The organism is Sphingobium chungangianum, from assembly GCF_977014255.1.
The window spans coordinates 53323-71227 of sequence record NZ_CDRNIV010000003.1; the positions used below are offsets into that span (position 1 = coordinate 53323).

18 protein-coding genes and 2 pseudogenes are annotated in these 17905 nt (G+C 62.1%); 2 read left to right on the top strand and 18 right to left on the bottom strand.

Annotated elements, in window-relative coordinates:
* Positions 1-65: 65 nt before the first annotated feature.
* The 16 genes and pseudogenes from ACWNC0_RS04430 to ACWNC0_RS04505 all read right to left on the bottom strand — a co-directional run bounded on the left by ACWNC0_RS04430 (position 66) and on the right by ACWNC0_RS04505 (position 14674).
* Positions 66-458: a copper-binding protein gene (locus ACWNC0_RS04430; protein WP_449469913.1), complete on the bottom strand. Its 393-nt coding sequence runs from the start codon at positions 456-458 to the stop codon at positions 66-68.
* A gap of 17 nt (positions 459-475) precedes the next feature.
* A complete protein-coding gene (locus ACWNC0_RS04435) occupies positions 476-3613 on the bottom strand; it encodes an efflux RND transporter permease subunit (protein WP_449469914.1) in 3138 nt (1045 codons plus the stop codon).
* Positions 3610-5100, bottom strand: coding sequence for an efflux RND transporter periplasmic adaptor subunit (locus ACWNC0_RS04440; RefSeq protein WP_449469915.1), 1491 nt, complete (start codon positions 5098-5100; stop codon positions 3610-3612). Before ACWNC0_RS04440 ends, ACWNC0_RS04435 begins: the two co-directional genes overlap by 4 nt.
* Positions 5097-6326 (bottom strand): TolC family protein, encoded by a 1230-nt coding sequence (locus ACWNC0_RS04445; RefSeq protein WP_449469916.1) that lies wholly within the window; start codon positions 6324-6326, stop codon positions 5097-5099. Before ACWNC0_RS04445 ends, ACWNC0_RS04440 begins: the two co-directional genes overlap by 4 nt.
* A 135-nt stretch (positions 6327-6461) precedes the next feature.
* Positions 6462-6755 carry a hypothetical protein gene (locus ACWNC0_RS04450; RefSeq protein ID WP_449469917.1) on the bottom strand — a complete coding sequence of 98 codons (294 nt, stop codon included), beginning with the start codon at positions 6753-6755 and terminating at the stop codon, positions 6462-6464.
* A 102-nt stretch (positions 6756-6857) separates the two neighbouring features.
* The gene (locus ACWNC0_RS04455) at positions 6858-7232 is read right to left on the bottom strand and encodes a hypothetical protein (protein WP_449469919.1); all 375 of its coding nucleotides are present in this window, start codon (positions 7230-7232) and stop codon (positions 6858-6860) included.
* Between the two features lie 46 nt (positions 7233-7278).
* Positions 7279-7722, bottom strand: coding sequence for a DUF411 domain-containing protein (locus ACWNC0_RS04460; RefSeq protein ID WP_449469920.1), 444 nt, complete (start codon positions 7720-7722; stop codon positions 7279-7281).
* A 43-nt stretch (positions 7723-7765) separates the two neighbouring features.
* Positions 7766-8116, bottom strand: coding sequence for a DUF305 domain-containing protein (locus tag ACWNC0_RS04465; protein WP_449469921.1), 351 nt, complete (start codon positions 8114-8116; stop codon positions 7766-7768).
* 115 nt (positions 8117-8231) lie between these two features.
* Entirely contained in the window at positions 8232-8678 is a 447-nt protein-coding gene (locus tag ACWNC0_RS04470; RefSeq protein ID WP_449469922.1) for a DUF305 domain-containing protein, read from the bottom strand.
* 44 nt (positions 8679-8722) lie between these two features.
* A complete protein-coding gene (locus ACWNC0_RS04475; protein ID WP_449470008.1) occupies positions 8723-9448 on the bottom strand; it encodes a PepSY domain-containing protein in 726 nt (241 codons plus the stop codon).
* A complete protein-coding gene (locus ACWNC0_RS04480; protein WP_449469924.1) occupies positions 9439-10668 on the bottom strand; it encodes a copper resistance protein B in 1230 nt (409 codons plus the stop codon). The genes ACWNC0_RS04475 and ACWNC0_RS04480 overlap by 10 nt, the downstream gene beginning before the upstream one ends.
* Complete coding sequence (locus ACWNC0_RS04485; protein WP_449469925.1) at positions 10665-12560, bottom strand: copper resistance system multicopper oxidase; 1896 nt, start codon at positions 12558-12560, stop codon at positions 10665-10667. Before ACWNC0_RS04485 ends, ACWNC0_RS04480 begins: the two co-directional genes overlap by 4 nt.
* 93 nt (positions 12561-12653) lie before the next feature.
* Positions 12654-13227, bottom strand: a pseudogene (locus ACWNC0_RS04490) (RNA polymerase sigma factor).
* Positions 13224-13660, bottom strand: a pseudogene (locus ACWNC0_RS04495) (periplasmic heavy metal sensor). Before ACWNC0_RS04495 ends, ACWNC0_RS04490 begins: the two co-directional pseudogenes overlap by 4 nt.
* Complete coding sequence (locus tag ACWNC0_RS04500; RefSeq protein WP_174839324.1) at positions 13657-13938, bottom strand: hypothetical protein; 282 nt, start codon at positions 13936-13938, stop codon at positions 13657-13659. Before ACWNC0_RS04500 ends, ACWNC0_RS04495 begins: the two are co-directional and overlap by 4 nt.
* 139 nt (positions 13939-14077) lie before the next feature.
* Entirely contained in the window at positions 14078-14674 is a 597-nt protein-coding gene (locus ACWNC0_RS04505; RefSeq protein ID WP_449469926.1) for a c-type cytochrome, read from the bottom strand.
* A gap of 222 nt (positions 14675-14896) precedes the next feature.
* On the opposite strand from ACWNC0_RS04505, the gene copC reads away from it, so the two are divergent.
* Both copC and copD read left to right on the top strand, forming a co-directional pair.
* Complete coding sequence (gene copC, locus ACWNC0_RS04510) at positions 14897-15277, top strand: copper homeostasis periplasmic binding protein CopC (protein ID WP_179563643.1); 381 nt, start codon at positions 14897-14899, stop codon at positions 15275-15277.
* A 4-nt stretch (positions 15278-15281) separates the two neighbouring features.
* Positions 15282-16217 (top strand): copper homeostasis membrane protein CopD, encoded by a 936-nt coding sequence (gene copD, locus ACWNC0_RS04515; protein ID WP_449469928.1) that lies wholly within the window; start codon positions 15282-15284, stop codon positions 16215-16217.
* A 116-nt stretch (positions 16218-16333) separates the two neighbouring features.
* Here the strand turns inward: copD and ACWNC0_RS04520 are convergent, their stop codons facing one another.
* Together ACWNC0_RS04520 and ACWNC0_RS04525 are read right to left on the bottom strand one after the other, a co-directional pair.
* Positions 16334-17545: a type II restriction endonuclease gene (locus tag ACWNC0_RS04520; protein WP_449469930.1), complete on the bottom strand. Its 1212-nt coding sequence runs from the start codon at positions 17543-17545 to the stop codon at positions 16334-16336.
* Positions 17546-17611: 66 nt separating this feature from the next.
* Positions 17612-17884 carry a flagellar biosynthetic protein FliQ gene (locus tag ACWNC0_RS04525; RefSeq protein WP_149524083.1) on the bottom strand — a complete coding sequence of 91 codons (273 nt, stop codon included), beginning with the start codon at positions 17882-17884 and terminating at the stop codon, positions 17612-17614.
* Positions 17885-17905 lie beyond the last annotated feature (21 nt).

The following is a 17905-nucleotide window of genomic DNA, read 5'->3' on the forward strand; positions in this document are numbered from 1 at the left end:
TTCCATTGCCGAAGCGTGACGGAACAAGGTTAATTACACGCTAATGCGCCAAGGCGAACGCCGGCTCAGGGCTGTTTGAGGATTGCCGTCACCTCCCCGGCACTGCCGGTTAGCGTGAGGTCGAAATCGACCTTTTCGCCTACCTTTGCCGCATCGGTGACTGCGGGTGCCGCCTTGAACGTCATGGTCATCGCCGGCCATTTGGCTTCCGGGATCGGACCATGGTTGAGCGTGATGGTGCCTGCGGACTTGTCGATCGCAGTGACCGTGCCGTGACCCTTGGCCTTGATGGCCGAGGTCGCGGAGGGCGACATCGCCATGTTGCCCATGTCGCCGCTCATGGCTGCGGCGGGCGCCGCCTGGTTGGTCTCGGCCGCAACGGGCGTCTCCGCCTTCTTGCCGCAAGCGGCTGTCAGGGCCGCGAGGCCCAGCGCAATGATCAGTCGTACTCGGGTCATGGTCTTCTCCTTGCAGATTAAACAGGTTGGTGGAGGGATTTGGCCCGTCGCCGCCGAAGCAGTAGATAGGCAGCGGGCAGGACGAACATCGAGAGCAGAGGCGCGGAGAGCATGCCGCCGATCATCGGCGCGGCGATCCGGCTCATCACCTCCGAGCCCGCGCCCGAGCCGAGCAGGATCGGCAACAGGCCGGCGAGGATCACCGCGACTGTCATAGCCTTGGGCCGGACGCGGAGCAGCGCACCTTCGCGCACCGCCGCCTCGATCTGATCGGCATCTGGATCGTCACCTCGCTCTTCCAGCGCGTTCTTGAGGTAGATCAGCATGACCACACCGAACTCCGCAGACACGCCGGCGAGCGCAATGAACCCGACGCCCGTCGCCACCGACTGGTTGAAGCCGAGCAGGTAGAGCGTCCAGATACCGCCGGTGAGCGCGAATGGGAGCGTGCCCATGATCAGCGCGGCTTCGTCGAACCGGCCGAAAATCATGAAAAGCAGTACGAAGATGATCAGCAGTGTCGCCGGCACGACCAGCTTGAGCTTCTCCACCGCCCGCTGGAGATATTCGAACTGTCCGGAATAAGCTATACTGACGCCCGGCGAGAGCTTCACCTCCTTCGCCACCGCGCGTTGCAGGTCGCCTACCACCGAAGCGAGATCGCGGCCGCGTACATCGACGTAGACCCAGGTCGATGGCCGCGCATTCTCGGTCTTGAGCATCGGCGGCCCTTCGGCGATCGAAACCTTCGCCACGGTGCCCAGCGTGATTTGCTGGCCGGAAGGCGTCAGGACCGGAAGCGTGCGCAGCCCTTGGAGGCTGTCGCGCAGCTCACGCGGATAGCGCACGCTGATTGGGTAGCGTGCCAGCCCTTCGACGGTTTCGCCAATGGTCTCGCCACCGATCGCGCCCGAGACGATCGCCTGCACGTCGGCGATGTTGAGCCCGAAACGGGCGGCGGCGGCACGATCGATATCGACATCGACATAGCGCCCGCCGGTCAATCGCTCGGCCAGTGCCGAACTGACGCCCGGCACGGTCTTAGCGACCGTCTCGATATCATGGGCGATGCGGTCGAGCTGGGCGAGGTCGGCGCCCGAGACCTTGACCCCGATCGGACTCTTGATGCCGGTCGCGAGCATGTCGATGCGGTTACGGATCGGCGGCACCCACACATTGGCGAGGCCGGGTAGCTTCACCGTGCGGTCCAGCTCTTCAACGAGCTTGTCCGTGGTCATACCGGGCCGCCATTGGTCACGCGGCTTGAACTGGATGGTGGTCTCGAACATTTCGAGCGGCGCGGGATCGGTGGCAGTCTCGGCGCGTCCCGCCTTGCCGAACACGCTCTCGACCTCGGGCACCGTCTTGATCAGCCGGTCGGTCTGCTGGAGCAGCTGCGAGGCCTTTGCCGCCGACAGTCCCGGCAAGGCCGAGGGCATATAGAGCAGGTCGCCTTCGTCCATATTCGGCATGAACTCGCCGCCGAGCCGGGAGAGCGGCCAAGCCGTCGTTGCGAAGACCAGAACCGCAATCAGCAGCACCGCCTTGGGCTTTTTCATCGTCCAGTCGAGGGCGGGCCGGTAGATATTGGTCAGCCAGCGATTGATCGGGTTGGACTGCTCGGCGGGAATGCGGCCCCGGATGAGATACCCCATCAGGATGGGGACCAGCGTCACCGAGAGGATCGCGGCCGATGCCATCGCATAGGTCTTGGTGAACGCCAGCGGCGCGAATAGCCGGCCCTCCTGCCCCTCCAGTGTGAACACGGGAATGAACGAAAGCGTGATGATCAACAGGCTGAAGAATAGCGCTGGGCCGACCTCGGCCGCGGCATCGGTGACGACGGTCCAGCGTGTCGGATTATCGAGCAGCTGCTGCGGGTTATCATGTTCCCAGCGCTCGATCTTCTTGTGCGCGTTCTCGATCATGACCACCGCCGCATCGACCATCGCGCCGATCGCGATGGCAATGCCGCCCAGCGACATGATGTTGGCGTTTACTCCCTGGAACCGCATTACGACGAACGCCGCCAGCACGCCCAGCGGCAAAGTCAGGATCGCGACCAGCGCCGAGCGGACATGCCAGAGGAACAGGCCGCAGACGATCGCGACGACGATAAACTCCTCGATGAGCTTGTGGGTAAGGTTATCGACCGCACGGTCGATGAGCTGCGATCGGTCATAGGTGGTGACGATCTCCACGCCGGGCGGCAGGCTCGCCTTCAGGGTGGCGAGCTTGTCCTTGACCGCGGCGATGGTTTCGCGCGCATTCTTGCCCGACCGCAGGATCACGACGCCGCCGGCGACCTCGCCTTCGCCGTTCAACTCGGCGATTCCGCGCCGCATCTCGGGGCCAATCTGGACCGTGGCGACATCGCCTAGCCGCACGGGCACACCGCCTATTGCGGTCCGCAGGGGAATGGCCCGGAAATCGTCGAGTGTCTTCAGATAGCCCGAGGCACGGACCATATATTCGGCCTCGGCCATCTCCAGCACGGAGCCGCCCGCTTCCTGATTGGCCTGTTGGATCGCCTGCACGGCCTGCTGGTGCGTGATACCGTAAGCGGCGAGCTTCACCGGATCGAGCAGCACCTGGTACTGCTTGACCATGCCGCCGATGCTGGCGACCTCGGCAACACCGGGAACGGTTTTCAGCTCGTAGCGCAGGAACCAGTCCTGAAACCCGCGAAGCTGGGCCAGATCGTGCTGACCGGTCCTGTCGACGAGGGCATATTCATAGACCCAACCGACCCCGGTCGCATCGGGACCGAGCGCGCTGCGGGCACTCCCTGGCAAGCGCCCCTGCACCTGATTGAGATATTCGAGCACGCGGCTACGCGCCCAATAGAGGTCAGTGCCGTCCTCGAAGATCACATAGACGAAGCTGTCGCCGAAGAAGGAATAGCCCCGCACCGTCTTGGCACCCGGCACCGACAGCATGGTGGTCGTCAGCGGATAGGTGACCTGGTTCTCGACGATCTGCGGCGCCTGTCCCGGATAGCTGGTGCGGATGATGACCTGCGTGTCGGAGAGGTCCGGTAGCGCGTCGATCGCGGTTGATCGCACCGCCCAGACACCCACGCCGATAAGGGCCAATACACCGATCAGGACGAAGAAGCGGTTCCTGACCGACCAGCGGATGAGATGGGCGATCACTGCCCCGCCACCTTCGCCATGCGCCGCACGGTCGGTCCGGCCGGCGGTTGATCGAACCCGAAACGGACACGATCGCCCGTCTTCAGGCCGCGCGCGACGTTCGGATCCGGAAGCTGGAAGGTCATCGTCATCGCCGGCCAGCCAATCGCCGGCACCGGCTGGTGGCTCAGCGTCACCGAATTGGCGGTAAGCTGCTCGATTTTGCCTACGGTCTCGTAGAGCGCGGCCGTAGCTGCGCGTTTGCCAACTGCCATCGGCACACCGCCACCGATCGGCCGTGCCTGCACGCCGGAAAGACTAGCCTCGGAGTCGATCAGGAATTGGCCCGAAGCGATGACCTTCTCGCCTTCGGAGAGCCCAGCGAGGATCTCGGTGTCGTCCCCGGATTCCCTGCCGGTTTGCACCTCGGCCGGCCGGTAGCGGCCCTTATCTAGCGCAAGCATCACCAAGGTCCGCTTGCCGGTGCGGATCAGCGCCTCGGAGGGTACGAGCAATGCTGGCTGTGCGCTGCCGCCGAACGACACGGTTGCGAACATGCCCGGGCGCAGACGACCACCACGATTGGGTAGTTCGATCCGCACGGTGAGCGTCCGGCTGTCGGCCTGCGTCGTAGGCAGGATCGCCGAGACACGGCCCGACAATGTCTCGCCGGGGAATGCGGCAAGCGTGGCCTGCACGGTTTGTCCGGGCTTGAGCGGTCCCGCGATAGCTTCGGGCACGGCAGCATTGAGCCAGACCGTGCCAAGGCCGTTGACCTCGGCAAGCGTCTGTCCTGCCGTCATCGTCATGCCGGCCCGCACATCTAACGTCTTGATAACGCCGCCGGTTGGCGTGGAAATCGTGATGACATTGTGCGGCCGACCCGTTCGCTCGACCGATGCGACCGTACCAGACGGCATGCCAAGCAGTATGAGCCGCTGGCGCGCTGCCTGTATCAAAGCCGCGCTCCCGGTGCGGCGGACCGCCAGGAACTCGGCCTGTGCGCCACCCCATTCGGGAACGAGCAGGTCGGCGAGTGGGGCACCGGCGCCAATGATGTCGCCGGGCGCCCGGGCATAGACCCTTTGAACGAACCCGCCAGCGCGCGCCTGGACGATCGCGACATCGCGCTGGTTGAAGTCGATCGTGCCGGTGGCGGTCAGACTGCTGGTCAGTTGTCCCCGTCGTACGGCGACCGCGCGCAGCCCCAGCGTTTGGGACGCAGCGGGATCGATGCGGATGCCCGGCGCGTTGCCGCCGCCTTCATCGGCATATTTGGGGATGGTCTTCATCCCCATCGACGAAAGCGTATCCGGATTGTTGTAGTGCTCTTGCGGCACCATAGGATCGTACCAGTAAAGCGCCTTACGACCGGAATCGGCTGTTTGCGTAGGAGCGGTTTCGCTCCCACCGAGGTGGGCGATGCCATAGCCTGCGCCACCAGCGACGAGGGCGAGCGCTGCGGCGGCAAGACCCAGCCGGGCGCGCGGTGATATCTCGAGGCTCATCGATCTTCGCTCCGGTATGTGAGAGTCAATCGCGCGCCGTCAGCGGCGACCAGCGCCTCGCGGTCGAGGACAGTGAGGGTTGCGTCGGCCAGCGCGGCATAAGCGTCGGCGACATCGACAAGACTGGCGCGTCCAGCACCGTAGCTGGCGGTCTCCAGTTTCACGCGCTGCTCGGCCAGCGGCTGCAGCGTTCCTTGCGCGCGCATCCATTGTTCGTGGTGCATGACATGGTCGGCGATATCGGCATCGAGGTCGGCAGCAAGAGCGCGGCGCGCCGCTTCGCGTTCGGCCAGAACGCGCCCGGCATTGGCCTGGGCAGCGGCGATTCCGGCGTTCTGACGATTGCGGGTGAAGAACGGCAGGCTGACCGTCACGCCAGCAGAGACATAATCGCCGAAACGGGGATCGCGGCGCTGATAGGCGACATTCACGCCGAAGTCAGAACGCCGACCGGCATCCGCCACCCTTACATCGGCATCGGCTTGCCCAGCCTGGGCATCGATCATCTGGATGGTGGGATGGCGATCGAGGGCAGCACGAAGCTCGGTCCCATCGACCGGAAATTCGGGAATTGGACCGGCAATCTCCGGCGCGGGATCGCCGGTCCAACGGGTAAGTGTAGCGCGGGCACGCGCGACGTTCGAGACCAGTTCGCTCCGGCGATCCTGCATCGTGGCGATGGCCTGCTGACCGGCAAGCGTCTGCGCCGGCCGTACGCTGCCCGAAGCGACAGCGCCGGTCGTGGTCCCTACGACGCGCTCGAGCCGGGACAGCACGTCTTCAAGAGCGGCAAGCCTGCGCTCGGCATAGGCCAGATTGATCCACGCCAACGCCGTACCTACCTCGACGGTGCGCGCCTCGACCGCCGTATCAGCCTCCGCCGCCCTGATGTCGCTATCGGCGCGCGCCTGCTGGGCATGGCGCTTGGCGAGGTTAGGAATGTCCTGAGACACGCCCACCCGCGCCATGGTAAAATTGTCCCGCTGCGGCTCGAACGCGAGCGGTCCTGATATCGGGAAGCTGTCTACGCCCACTGCGAGGGTGGGATCGGGCAGCGTTCCCGCGGCCCCACGCGCCGAACGCGCGGCATCAGTGCCAAGTGTCTTCGCTCGAATGGAGGGAGCATCGTGCTTAGCCTGGCGAAGCGCCGCATCGAAGGTCAGCGGACCGGCGAACGCAATCCCGGGGATCGCCGCGAGCAGCGGCGCACAAACAAACAATCGCATGGAAAACTCCTGATCGGAGGACCGGATCGGCCGCGCACACTATGACAGGCATATCAGTGGCGGCGGAATGGGGGGCATTCCGCCGCCACTGCTGGCCTAGCCGTCTATGCGACCTGAAGCGGCCAGAACTTTTGCCTAACCGACCGACGGGGCCGACGAAGGCAATGCCATGCTGTGCATCTGCTTCATGCAATCAGCAGCGTCGGCGCTGCTCATCTTCATCATGTCGCAGTCGCACGCCGCCACTTGCGTGGTATCAGGCACCCAGACGCGCCGCTGTCCCTGGAGCGGCGCACGCGGTCCATATTGCGGGACCGACTTCCACTCATAATGGCCGGACTGTTGGCTGTGGTCCGGTTGGCCGGCGAATGCGGCGACGGGTGCGGCAAGGGCTACGCCCAGCAGCGCATAGAAAACACGGTTCTTCATGACTATCATCCTTTGGCAAATCATCGGGGTAGCCGCAGGTTGGACAGGAGGTTCGATCCGCGACAGGCGCGACGACCCTTCCAGCCTTACGGCCGAGTTCGATCAGCCAAGGAGAGTCGGCGGTTCCGGTTCGGGAGCAACGTCACCGCCGCGCAGGACAGTGGTGGTCGACCAGAAGGCCAGGGTCGGATCGGCCGCGCGCACCGCAAGCGTCGGTGCGTCATTGCGAACCGCCATGGGAATGACACAGCCCATCGCGGCGATGCAGGCGAGCGTCATGCCCTTGCAGGGTTTCTGCGCGGGCTGCTGTTGCTGCGTCATCATCTTCATGCAGTCTTCGGACATGCCGGAATCGGCCGTCTCGGTCATCGCCATCGATACGGACACTACAGGCGGTGCTGACGCAAAGGCGGCTTCCTGGCCGAGCAGACCGAGCAGAGCTCCGAGCAGGAGAAAGAGGGGAAGCGCACGTTTCACAGCTGTAATCAACTACGCCAATCTTGATCCAAGAGCAACGCCATGCTCATCCGCCGTGCCGCGCGTAGATAGTTTCGCTTCCTGCACCAAAGGCTAAGACATTGAACGGCTGAACCGGCTGCCCGGGGGCCTCCATGCCTGGTGATCCGAGAGGCATGCCCGTTACGGCAAGACCGCTCACACCACGAGGACGCTGCGCGAGAACGCGCTTCATGTCCCCGATAGGGACGTGTCCCTCGAAAACCATGCCGTCGACGATCGCTGTATGACATGATGACAGCCGAGCGGGCACGCCGTGCGTGCGCTGAAAGGCAGATCGCTGCTGATCATCGATTATGGCCACGCGCCGGCCGAATTGCTGGCGGACCTGGGCGGCCCATTTCTCGCAGCAACCACATCCTGGATCGCGATGGACTGTGATAGGTACAGCCGCGGCACTGGCGACCGAGACAGACGCGGCGAACGCAGCAAGAACGAGTTTCAGTGGCATATACACCTTCAGTTATCCCCCGCCCTTGGGCGGGGGAAAGTCTCTACTGCGCACGCTTGTGGCGAGCTCTTAGCCAGCCCTGCAGCTCGCCCACTTCCCGAGTCTGCTCGGTAATCGCCTTGGTCGCCATCGTTCGAACCTGCGCTTCCTTTGTGTCGCGCAAGACGATGCGTGACATCGCGATCGCGCCGCGATGATGCTCGATCATCTTGCGAACCCAGGTTTCCGTCGCGTCGCCGCCCATGGCGGACATCATCTTCTGATGCATCTCCATCTCGGCCGGCGGATACGGGTTGGCCGGCGTAGGGTTCGTCATCTGGCCCATGTCCATCTTCGAATGGTCCATGCCCTGCATTTGCGCGATCGCGGGTGTGGTCAACAATCCGACGATCATGACGGCGATTATTTTCTTCACAATTCTCTCCTCATCGCCCCGCATTGTTAATACGCGCGAGCGCGCCCTTACCCTCGCAAGCCTGCGCGAATTTTCGAGAATGGGATGGCGGAACCTACCTGCGGGCGAGAATAGCCTTCATCTCATCAATCTCGCGCCGTTGGGATTCCTCGATGCCACCGCACAGCCGGACGATTTCCGGGTCCTTCAGGCTCGCCTCGCGACACATGAGGATCGCCCCCGAATGGTGCGGGATCATCGAACGCAGGAATGCCGTGTCACCGATCGTCGTTTGCGTGCGGATCAGGGCGAACGATCCAGCAAATATCACAACCGAGCCGACCAGAAGGGCCGCATTGGCTGCCTTTGATGGGAACATATGACCCATTGCGAGGATCATCAGCACCACCATCGGCGCGACCATCATCAGCGTCATGTAGACCATATTGAGATTATTGTAGAAGCTCCCCAGGCTGTCGATCATGACGAACATCACCAAATACATGATAATGCCGCCGACCAGCGTCTGCAGCGCGAGGCTCGCATAAGCATTCTTCATCATCGGTCGTCTCCTTTGGCCCCCGCCCAAGAATTCCCCATGTTCGTTCAGTTCTTGCGGCGCCGCTTTCGCGGCCAGCGAAAATACAAAAGGGCAGAACCAGCGATCGCCAGCGCAAGCCCCCCAGCGGCGAATCCAATCAGCCAAGGTGTGTTGAAATCCTCATGGTTCTTCCAGTCCATGATGTGGAGGCCCCAGAAGAAGTCGTAGAGACGCCAGGTGCCGTTCCTGACGGCGACGATTCGACCGCTGTTTTGCGCAACATAGATACGGGTCGCGTCGCGGTCCGGGAAATCGACCCGCCATGCCGGCAGCGTCGCCTTATATTCGGTGCTGGCGGTCAAAATGGCGCGTACGCTCGGCGGCGGCGCCACGCCGCGATAGGCTTGGACCGCGACTGCTCGCGCCATTGCAGCATTTAGAGGAGGGATGCGCTTTCCAGTCTCGGCGTCGTGAAGCAGCACCGCACCATCGGCCAGCTCGACCTCGGCGACTTCGCGTCCCAGCAGCAGACGATATCGGACCTCTCGCGCGGGTTTGTTCGCCTCGCGCAACACGAGATCCAGCGGTGCACGGGGACGAGCTTGATCAAGCGTCGCTGGCGATACCCGCTCCACGAGACGTTCACCGCGAACCCGGTCGATCGGCAGCACGCTCATGATCAGGCCGCTGGCAAACCACAGCAATAGCTGGACACCGATGATCAGAGCCAGCCAGCGGTGGACGCGGCTAGCCCCGACGTGGAGCCGAAGCCGGTTGCTCCTCAGAACCAGGTCCGCACGCCAATGACGAAACTCGTCGCCTTGACGCCTTTTCCATCGGCGCGGGCATAGTCTGCGGTCTGCCCGAATTTTCGATCGTAGGACACGCCGATATAGGGCGCAAACTCACGTCGAATCTCATAGCGCAGGCGCAGGCCCAGCTCCGCGTTGGAGAGGCCCGACCCGATCCGGGTTTCGGGCACATCCTGCGCCGATAGGTTCAGTTCGACGCGGGGCTGAAGGATCAGGCGCTGCGTGAGGCGCTGATCGTAATAGCCCTCGATCCGTCCCAGCACCTCGCCCTTGTTCGACAGAAACACGGCTGCTTCTGTTTCGAACCAGTAAGGCGCGACGCCCTCAATGCCGATCGTTGCGTAGGTGCGGGAGGGATTGGGTTTAAAATCGTAGCGGACGCCCGCCTGCACATTCCAGTAGGGATCTAGCGCGCGACTGTAGAGTGCCTGAACTTCGGCGCTATCGACGCCTTCTCGAAAAGCCCCTTCGCCCTCGGTCTTTACGACGAGCCGGTCGAGATCCTTGCCGAACCACGCTTCGCCATCCCACCGATAGCCATCGCGACCATTTCGGACCTGATATTCGGCCAGATTGAACAGGATCATCGAGGATGTGCTGCCGCCATGTTCGTTGTGCAACATAGCGCGGGAATCGGCCATCGCGCCGTTCTGGTAAATCCGATCCGCATAATGATCGCTCGGCGGCAATGGTGCCGGCGCGTTGCCCGGTGCAAGGCTCGTGCCCCCTGCCCCATGCCCCGCCATCTGCCCGTCCATCGCCATCCCGGGCATCGACGACATGTCATGCTCCATCGGCTGACCACTTCCAGCAGCAGGCATATTCATGCCGGGCATATCGTGTTTCATAGCGCCACCCGCCGTGTCCGGCATTGTCATGCCAGGCATGCTCGACATGTCATGTCCGGCATGGGGATCGGCCTTCGGAGATGCCTTGCTTCCCGTCGTTCCCGACATGTCGTGCGCGGCGGCATTGGGTTTCGCCGCAGGTGTCGCGCGCCTGGCGGGTGTTGGTCTGGTAGCCGGCTTGGCCGACGTTTTGCGCTTGGCGGGCGTAGCGGGCTTTGCTGCAGGCCTTTTCTTCGCGGGCGCCTTGGCTGCAGGCATGTTCATGCCCGGCATATTCTGCATGGATTGCGCGCTCGCCGGTACTGCGAAAGCGAGCGGCGCGGCGCTGATCAGGAGAAGAAGCGACTTCATGCGGCTTCTCCCCGGGGACGGACAGAGACTACGCGCATCATCCCGGCGTGCATGTGGTAGAGCATATGGCAGTGGAAGGCCCAATCTCCGACGGCGTTGGCGGTGAGATCGAAGCTCACCTTGCCGCCCGGCGCGACGTTCACCGTGTGCTTGCGCGGCGAATATTCGCCATGGCCCGTGACCAGCTCAAAAAAATGTCCGTGAAGATGGATCGGGTGCGACATCATCGTGTCGTTCACCAGCGTGACACGCACCCGTTCATTTTCGAGAAACGGAATTGGCTCCCGCTTGTCGCTCAGCTTCACGCCGTCGAACGACCACATATAGCGTTCCATGTTTCCGGTCAGATGAATCTCCATTGCGCGGTCGGGAGCCCGCACGTCGGGATTGCGGTCGACCGCCATGAGATCGCGATAGACCAGAACACGGTGCCCGACATCGTCAAGGCCCTGTCCGGGCTCTCCCGTGCGATCCATCGGCATAGGAGAGATCGTCTGCACGCCAGGGCCCATCTTGACCTGCGGGGCTTTGCTGGCGTCGCGCATATTCATGCCGCCCATTCCGCCCATCGCCATGCCGCCCATCGCGTCGCCGGCCGGCGCACCCATTCCAGGCATGTTCGCCATCGAACCATCGGCCGGCTTGTCCATTGCGGGCATCGAGGCCCCGGATTCCATGTTCATTCCAGCCATACCGCCCGCAGCGGCCCCGCTTGCCGACATGTCATGTCCCATCGCTGAGTGGTCCATGCCTTGCATGCCACCCATATCCATGTCCCCCATGCCCATGTCTTTCATATTAGCGAGGGGACGTTTGCGGAGCGGAGGCACTTGGGCTGTCATGCCTTCGCGCGGGGCCAGAGTGGCGCGCGCCATGCCCGACCGATCGACGGATTCGCCGACCAACGTGTAGGCGCGATCATCGACCGGCGTGACTATGACGTCATAGGTCTCGGCGACCGCGATCTGGAACTCTTCGACCTCGACGGGCCTGACATTGAGACCGTCGGCCTGAACCACCGTGAGTTTGAGGCCGGGAATCCTGACGTTGAATGTCGTCATCGCAGAGGCGTTGACAAAACGCAGCCGGACGCGCTCGCCAGGTTTGAAAAGAGCGGTCCAATTATCCTGGGGCCCATGCCCGTTCACGAGGTATGTATAGGTCGAACCCGTAACATCGGAGACGTCGGTCGGGTCCATCCGCATATTGCCCCAGTCCAGGCGCTCTTTGAACGGTTGGTCTTCCTTGTTCAGCAGGCCGGCCAGCGTTTGACGCTGGTAGCTGAAATAGCCGCCACCGACCTGTTTGAGCTTCCGGAAAATGGCATGTGGATGCATCTGACTGTGGTCGGAAAGCACTATGACATGCTCACGGTCAGACCGGATCGGATCCTCGCCCTCCGGATCGATGACGATCGGCCCATAATGGCCCATCTGCTCCTGCAACCCCGAATGACTATGATACCAGTAGGTTCCGGCCTGAACGATGGGGAACTCATAGACGAAGGTCGACCTGGGCTTGATGCCGGGAAAGCTGATCCCGGGCACTCCATCAAACTGGAATGGTACGAGTAAGCCATGCCAGTGGATCGAGCTGTCTTCGTCGAGATCGTTGATCACCGAAAGGCGCGCCGTCTGCCCCTGGCGCAGCCGGATGAGGGGTGCCGGCACCGTGCCGTTGATGCCAATGGCATGGCTTGCCCGGCCATCGATCATCATCATCTGATGGGCGATTTTGAGCGTGATATCGTTCCCGGTGACGATCGGGAGCGGCTTCACGATCCCGGCCGAAACGGGCTGAGCCCATGCTGGCATCCAGGCCGACAATGCCAAACCACCGCCGGTCAATGCGGCACCGCGGAAAAGGTCGCGGCGGTTCAATACCGGGGGCATAGTATCTCCTTGTTCAACGTGCAGCACTCCGGGTCCGCAAAGGCGCTCGAGCGCGGTATCTCTCTCTCCTTACGCGCGAGCGGGGCGCACCCCTCATTCCTCGGCCAAGATTTCCGCAAGGCGCGACCGCGCACGGTAAAGGCGCGTCTCGACCGCCTTGCCACTTATCGAGAGCGCAGTTGCCGCTTCCGACTGATTCAGCCCTTCGACTGTGCGGAGCAACAGAACTTCCCGCAACGAGACCGGTAGCGCGCTGATTGCGGCGGCCATTCGTTTGATCTCCATTTTTGAGTCGGCACTGGCATGCGCGGAGGGTGCATCATCCGGCACTTGTTCGATCTCGGCGTCGGACGCTGCAGAACCGAAGGTGAAGAGCTGCCGCACCTTCTGGCGGCGGCGCCAGTCGCGGCATTTGTTAATCGCGATCCGGGACAGCCAAGCCCGGAGCGGCCGCGCGCCATCATATTTTCGCAGATGGCTGAACGCGGAGACGAAGCAGTCCTGGGTGAGGTCTGAGTGCGTCCTCGGCATTCCCCACCAGGCCGCGTACCAGTCGAAATATCGCAGCCTGGTGCCGATGCATGATCTCTGCGAAGGCCGGCTGCCGACCCGCGAGCGTTAGCGCCGCAAGTTCACCGTCCGAGCACGCGCGAAGATCCAGACTCACCGTGCATCGTCGGTGAGCGCATGTACCACCGCCTGATCGAAGGTCTTGGCCTGATCAGGGCGCAAGATCTGGCGCATCGCGAAGATATGGCCAAGCGTTTCCTCTGCAGCTCGCCCATCGCCTGATGCGACTGATCGACGGCCGCCGTGACACCCGGTCCGTTGCCATGTTCGGCTTCGATCGCGGCCGCGAGACGCGCGTTGTCCGCTCTCAGTTCGAGCTCCAGCGTGCGACGACGCACGGCAAAGCGCTGCTCAAGCAGTTCGATCTGCGCCTTCTGACGGTCGTCCAGGTCGAGCTTGCTGTGCAACACGTCGTGGAGTTCGACACCGGTCGCCTTGGGCTGGGGGAAGAAGTGACGCCCAAGGAACACGCCCGCAACGGCTGCGACGAATGCGACGACAGCTACCAAAACAAGCAATTTTGCCTTCATTGAGAGCCTACCAGCAGCGTCGAGGGGGCAAGCGGATTGGATGGCCCGAACGGCGAGAGCGTGACCGATGCCTCGGCAGGCGGCGTAAATCCGTTGCTGGCGATACCGAGCAGCACTGCTCCAAAGGCGGCCACTGCACCAAACCGGAGTTGAGAAGCGGCCGAAACCTGCGGCAATGCCGCAATGCGTTGGAACACGGCCTCCTCCAGACCGATCAGGCCCGGATGATCCGGTTCATTGCGCAAGCGGGTCAAAAGCCCATCCAAGTCTGTTTTCATCGCAAATCCCAATCTCTATCTGTTCAGCGCGCTGGCACGAGTGCCGCCCTCTCTGCCGTTCGCTCAACCAACCCTCAGTGATTGCGTGCCCCGCGGTCGGTTTGGCTGAACGGCGACCTGTCGGCAGGCGGACACATTGTTACGGCATCATCTTTTTCATGCCAGGCATATCCTTCATCATCGCGTCATGGTCTTCAGGCGCACTGGCAAGTGCTGCCTGATATTGCGCCGGGGTCATCTTGGGCAGTTGCCGCACGAAAGCCACCATGTCCCAGATCAATTCGTCGCTATGCGTTTTACCCCAGGCCGGCATCGCAGTCAGCTTGACCCCGTGCTTGATGATCCAGAATTGTTCCCTTGCCGATCGCTGTGGCTCCCGGAAAAGCTCGGGTGCCTTGGGATAAAGGCCTTGGCTGATCTCGGACTTTTCCAGACCCGGTGCGAGATGGCAGCCGCTGCACATCTCGGTGTAAAGTCCTGCGCCGCTTTGCAGCCGTTTCATGTCCGTTAGGTTGGCCGGGACGCCCACGTTGCGAGCCCGGACGGCGATCGAACGATCACGAAGCTGCTCTATCAGCCAATAGACCGGTCTGGTGTGCGGCGAATCCGCCCCGATGTCATAGGCGCCCACATATACGACAATCCCAGCCAGTGCACCGCCGACCAGCGCCGCGACCGCGATGAACGGGCCGCTCGGAAAATGTTTCCGAAGCCATGCCTTCCTTAAATCTTCCATCGCGTTCTCCCCAGCCGAAATGCCCTTGGTCGATCGGTGATGTCGCACCCATCCACTTGATCATACGCGCGGCGAGCTTCCACCCCTCATCCGGCGCGCAGGTCTGCGGCGCACACCAGTTGGCGCCCCGAATTCGAAGAAATCGTGCCCGTCGGATGAGGGGTCACGGTGCGCGGTGCGTAAATCGCTTTGTCGGCAGTATCGCCGCCCATGGAGAAATCGATGTTTCGTAAAACAGCTTTCGCCGTCGCCATGGCGGCGTCCGTCCTCGCCGCTACCGCTGTTCAGGCACACCCCAAGCTCAACAGCGCAAACCCGGCAGCCAATGCCGTCGGCGCATCCCCAACGAGGATCCAGCTCGTCTTTTCCGAGGCGCTGGTCGCGCAGTTCTCCGGGATCGACCTGACGATGACCGAAATGCCCGGCATGAAGATGGGGCCGATGAAGATGAATGGCGTCACGACGACCGTGGCTGCAGATGGCAAGACGCTCGTAGCCACGCTTGCCAAGCCGCTGCCGGTTGGAACCTACAAGGTCGACTATCACGTCGTCTCTACCGACACCCATCGCATTCAGGGCAGCTATACCTTCAAGGTCCAGTAAGAGCGTGCCGGACATCATAGCGATTGCGGTCAGGCTAGGGCTTTATCTCGATCTCATGCTGCTTTTCGGGTTGCCGATGTTCGGCCTATATACGTTACGCGGGACCGAGCGAGCATCCGGTTCGGTCCTGCGCTTTCGCTCGGTCCTGGCGACGATCGCGCTCGCCGGCATCGTATTATCGATCTTGGGCATGATAGCCTTGGCGGCCTCGATGGGCGGTGTGCCGGTCGATCAAGTGGACCGCGCCACTGTCAATCTTTTGATATCGGGCACAGCGATCGGCACCGTCTGGCAAGTTCGGGTGGCAGCACTCTTACTGGTCCTGTACTTTTCCATTGTCGGGTGGCGACGCCCTGCATTCGCCCTCTGGTCAGTTTCAGTAACGGCAGCGATCGCTCTCGCGACTTTGGCCTGGACTGGTCACGGCGCAGCTGATGAAGGGTTGTGGGGATGGATCCATCTTGGCGCCGACATCACTCATCTGTTGGCCGCAGGCATATGGATTGGAGCGCTTTCCGCCCTGTGCCTGCTCATTTTTCGCCCAGCGGCCCGCATGGCAATCGATCATGTCCACCTGTCTCACCGGGCGTTGAATGGCTTCGCAAAGGTAGGATCGATCGTCGTGGGTCTGCTCATCCTGTCAGGCTTCATCAACAGTTGGATCTTGGTAGGACCGTCCAACCTGGCGGCGCTTTTTACGAGCCTCTACGGCGTGTTGCTGGCAGTGAAACTGGTGCTGTTCGGCGCGATGCTGTTCCTGGCCGCCGCTAATCGCTTCTTCCTCACCCCTGCCCTGGCGGGAGCGATCGAAACTGGGGAAATATCATCGGCGATCGGGTCACTTCGGCGCAGTCTCATTGTCGAGAGCGGCTGTGCGCTCACCATTCTCGCACTTGTTGCCTGGTTGGGATTATTGGCCCCCCCTGCTTCGGGGATGTAGACATGCTGCCTTACGGCAAAGCACGCGATATGGCCTTGATTGCTTTAAGGCCCGAACCGAACCGGGCAATCGCCTCTCTGTGGCGCTCGAGCTCGCCATAGGGAAGATAGGCAATCTCAAGATCTGCGATGCGACTGAATGCTGGCCGCGCGAGCTGTGCCCGCACTTCGCTCTCCCGTGCATCGGGGGCCACAAGGAACAGTCCGGCTGTGGCGTGCAGTTCGCTCCCGCTCAAGGCAAGATCGAGCATCCGGACGATGCCCGAATAAATCGACGTCGAATGCTCGACTTCGAAGGCGGCCGTGAACTCGGTCCCCGCCTCGCTCGAGCCAAAGCACATCGATAAGGCGGATGGCATCAGCGCCGGTCGATGTTGAAATTGAAGCTGGCAGGCTCTCGAGACACCCGTCCCCCAAGCGCACGCCATCGTGAAGTCGCCCCCGATCGTTGGATGCTATCCAGATATCGTAGCCCAACGCACGGCCTATATCGCGGAGCCAGGCCTGGATTTCCGAATGGGTTCGATCGCTCTCTCCCTGTTTCTGAAGCGCCTTGTTGAGCGTTTGCGCCTCGGCCCTGGCCTGTTCGAGACGCGCCGCCCAAGATCCAACCGTCTGGTCTTCCTCGTCGCGCGGCGGAGCCGGGTAACGACCCGAGCCGATATCGAACAGGAGGCCGCCAATCGCGCCGAGATCGTTCGACAGCAGATCGCGAAACCGTTCGTTCAGGTCCAACACACCTGAGCGCATCGCGAGGAAATGCTGCCAGCTTCCGAGCTTCACCTTGCCGCCGGTCAGCTTGTTATAGCCGTTGACGATCGCCGTATTGAACGGCGGCACGAGGGTCGGATGCAGGAAATAGAGGAGATTAGCGACTGCTGGCCCAAGCCCCTTGATGTTCAGCCGATCGATCGTGTGAATACCTGCAATGATTTCTTCGGCAGTGTCGCAACAGGCGCAGTGATCGAGCAACCGGCCGAACGCGCGTTGGTTCGCTGGATTTTCATAGATGTCAGGGATGCGCAATTTTGGCTTCCAGAGAAACGCATGGTCAGCGCCTTTGAATATCTGCCTCTGCTCCGCGACTGAATGAACGACCGTTTCCAGCGAGGAGCCCCGATACACCACGCCAAACCGACCGGCTTCGATCTCTGCCACTACCTGAGCCAGACCACGCCGGATCGAACGGAAGTTTTTGATGCGCTCGTCCCAAAGAAACCAGCTTTGATAGGTCGCGTTGGGGTCTTCCTTCCATCGTTGGATCAGTTGCCGCGCAAGCAATTCAAATTCCGCCAAACCCCGTTCCCCACTCACGTCGATCTTCTCCAACGCTAGCACTCCGCCCCGTATACGAACAGTTTTTGCGCGCCCGCCCAGGACGAAAGGCGGCCCGCGTCATCTGATGTCGTCGGGAATATGCATCAGCAGGTCACGGGTGTAGTCGATTAGAAGATCGCCAACGGTTGCCCCGTAAAGCGCGAGAAACAAGATGAACGCCAGGAGCTTGGGGACGAAGCTCACGGTCTGTTCGTTGATCGACGTCGCGGCCTGGATCATCGAGATAATGAGTCCGACCACCAACATGATTATCAGCGGTGGTCCAGCGACGAGCATCATCACCCAAAGCGCTCTGCCCATCGAAACCGAAAAAGGGCTGTAGGTCTCCATCTCTCCCCCGTCGATGATGGT

Coding starts and splice junctions, on each gene's coding strand:
- ACWNC0_RS04480 (WP_449469924.1), bottom strand. CDS start 10,668: ATGAAGTCGCTTCTTCTCCTGATCAGCGCCGCGCCGCTCGCTTTCGCA.
- ACWNC0_RS04500 (WP_174839324.1), bottom strand. CDS start 13,938: ATGAAAACAGACTTGGATGGGCTTTTGACCCGCTTGCGCAATGAACCG.
- copC (WP_179563643.1), top strand. CDS start 14,897: ATGTTTCGTAAAACAGCTTTCGCCGTCGCCATGGCGGCGTCCGTCCTC.
- ACWNC0_RS04505 (WP_449469926.1), bottom strand. CDS start 14,674: ATGGAAGATTTAAGGAAGGCATGGCTTCGGAAACATTTTCCGAGCGGC.
- ACWNC0_RS04445 (WP_449469916.1), bottom strand. CDS start 6,326: ATGCGATTGTTTGTTTGTGCGCCGCTGCTCGCGGCGATCCCCGGGATT.
- ACWNC0_RS04450 (WP_449469917.1), bottom strand. CDS start 6,755: ATGAAGAACCGTGTTTTCTATGCGCTGCTGGGCGTAGCCCTTGCCGCA.
- ACWNC0_RS04430 (WP_449469913.1), bottom strand. CDS start 458: ATGACCCGAGTACGACTGATCATTGCGCTGGGCCTCGCGGCCCTGACA.
- ACWNC0_RS04485 (WP_449469925.1), bottom strand. CDS start 12,560: ATGCCCCCGGTATTGAACCGCCGCGACCTTTTCCGCGGTGCCGCATTG.
- ACWNC0_RS04440 (WP_449469915.1), bottom strand. CDS start 5,100: ATGAGCCTCGAGATATCACCGCGCGCCCGGCTGGGTCTTGCCGCCGCA.
- ACWNC0_RS04465 (WP_449469921.1), bottom strand. CDS start 8,116: ATGATCGTCGGATTGTTGACCACACCCGCGATCGCGCAAATGCAGGGC.
- ACWNC0_RS04525 (WP_149524083.1), bottom strand. CDS start 17,884: ATGGAGACCTACAGCCCTTTTTCGGTTTCGATGGGCAGAGCGCTTTGG.
- ACWNC0_RS04470 (WP_449469922.1), bottom strand. CDS start 8,678: ATGATGAAGAATGCTTATGCGAGCCTCGCGCTGCAGACGCTGGTCGGC.
- ACWNC0_RS04460 (WP_449469920.1), bottom strand. CDS start 7,722: ATGCCACTGAAACTCGTTCTTGCTGCGTTCGCCGCGTCTGTCTCGGTC.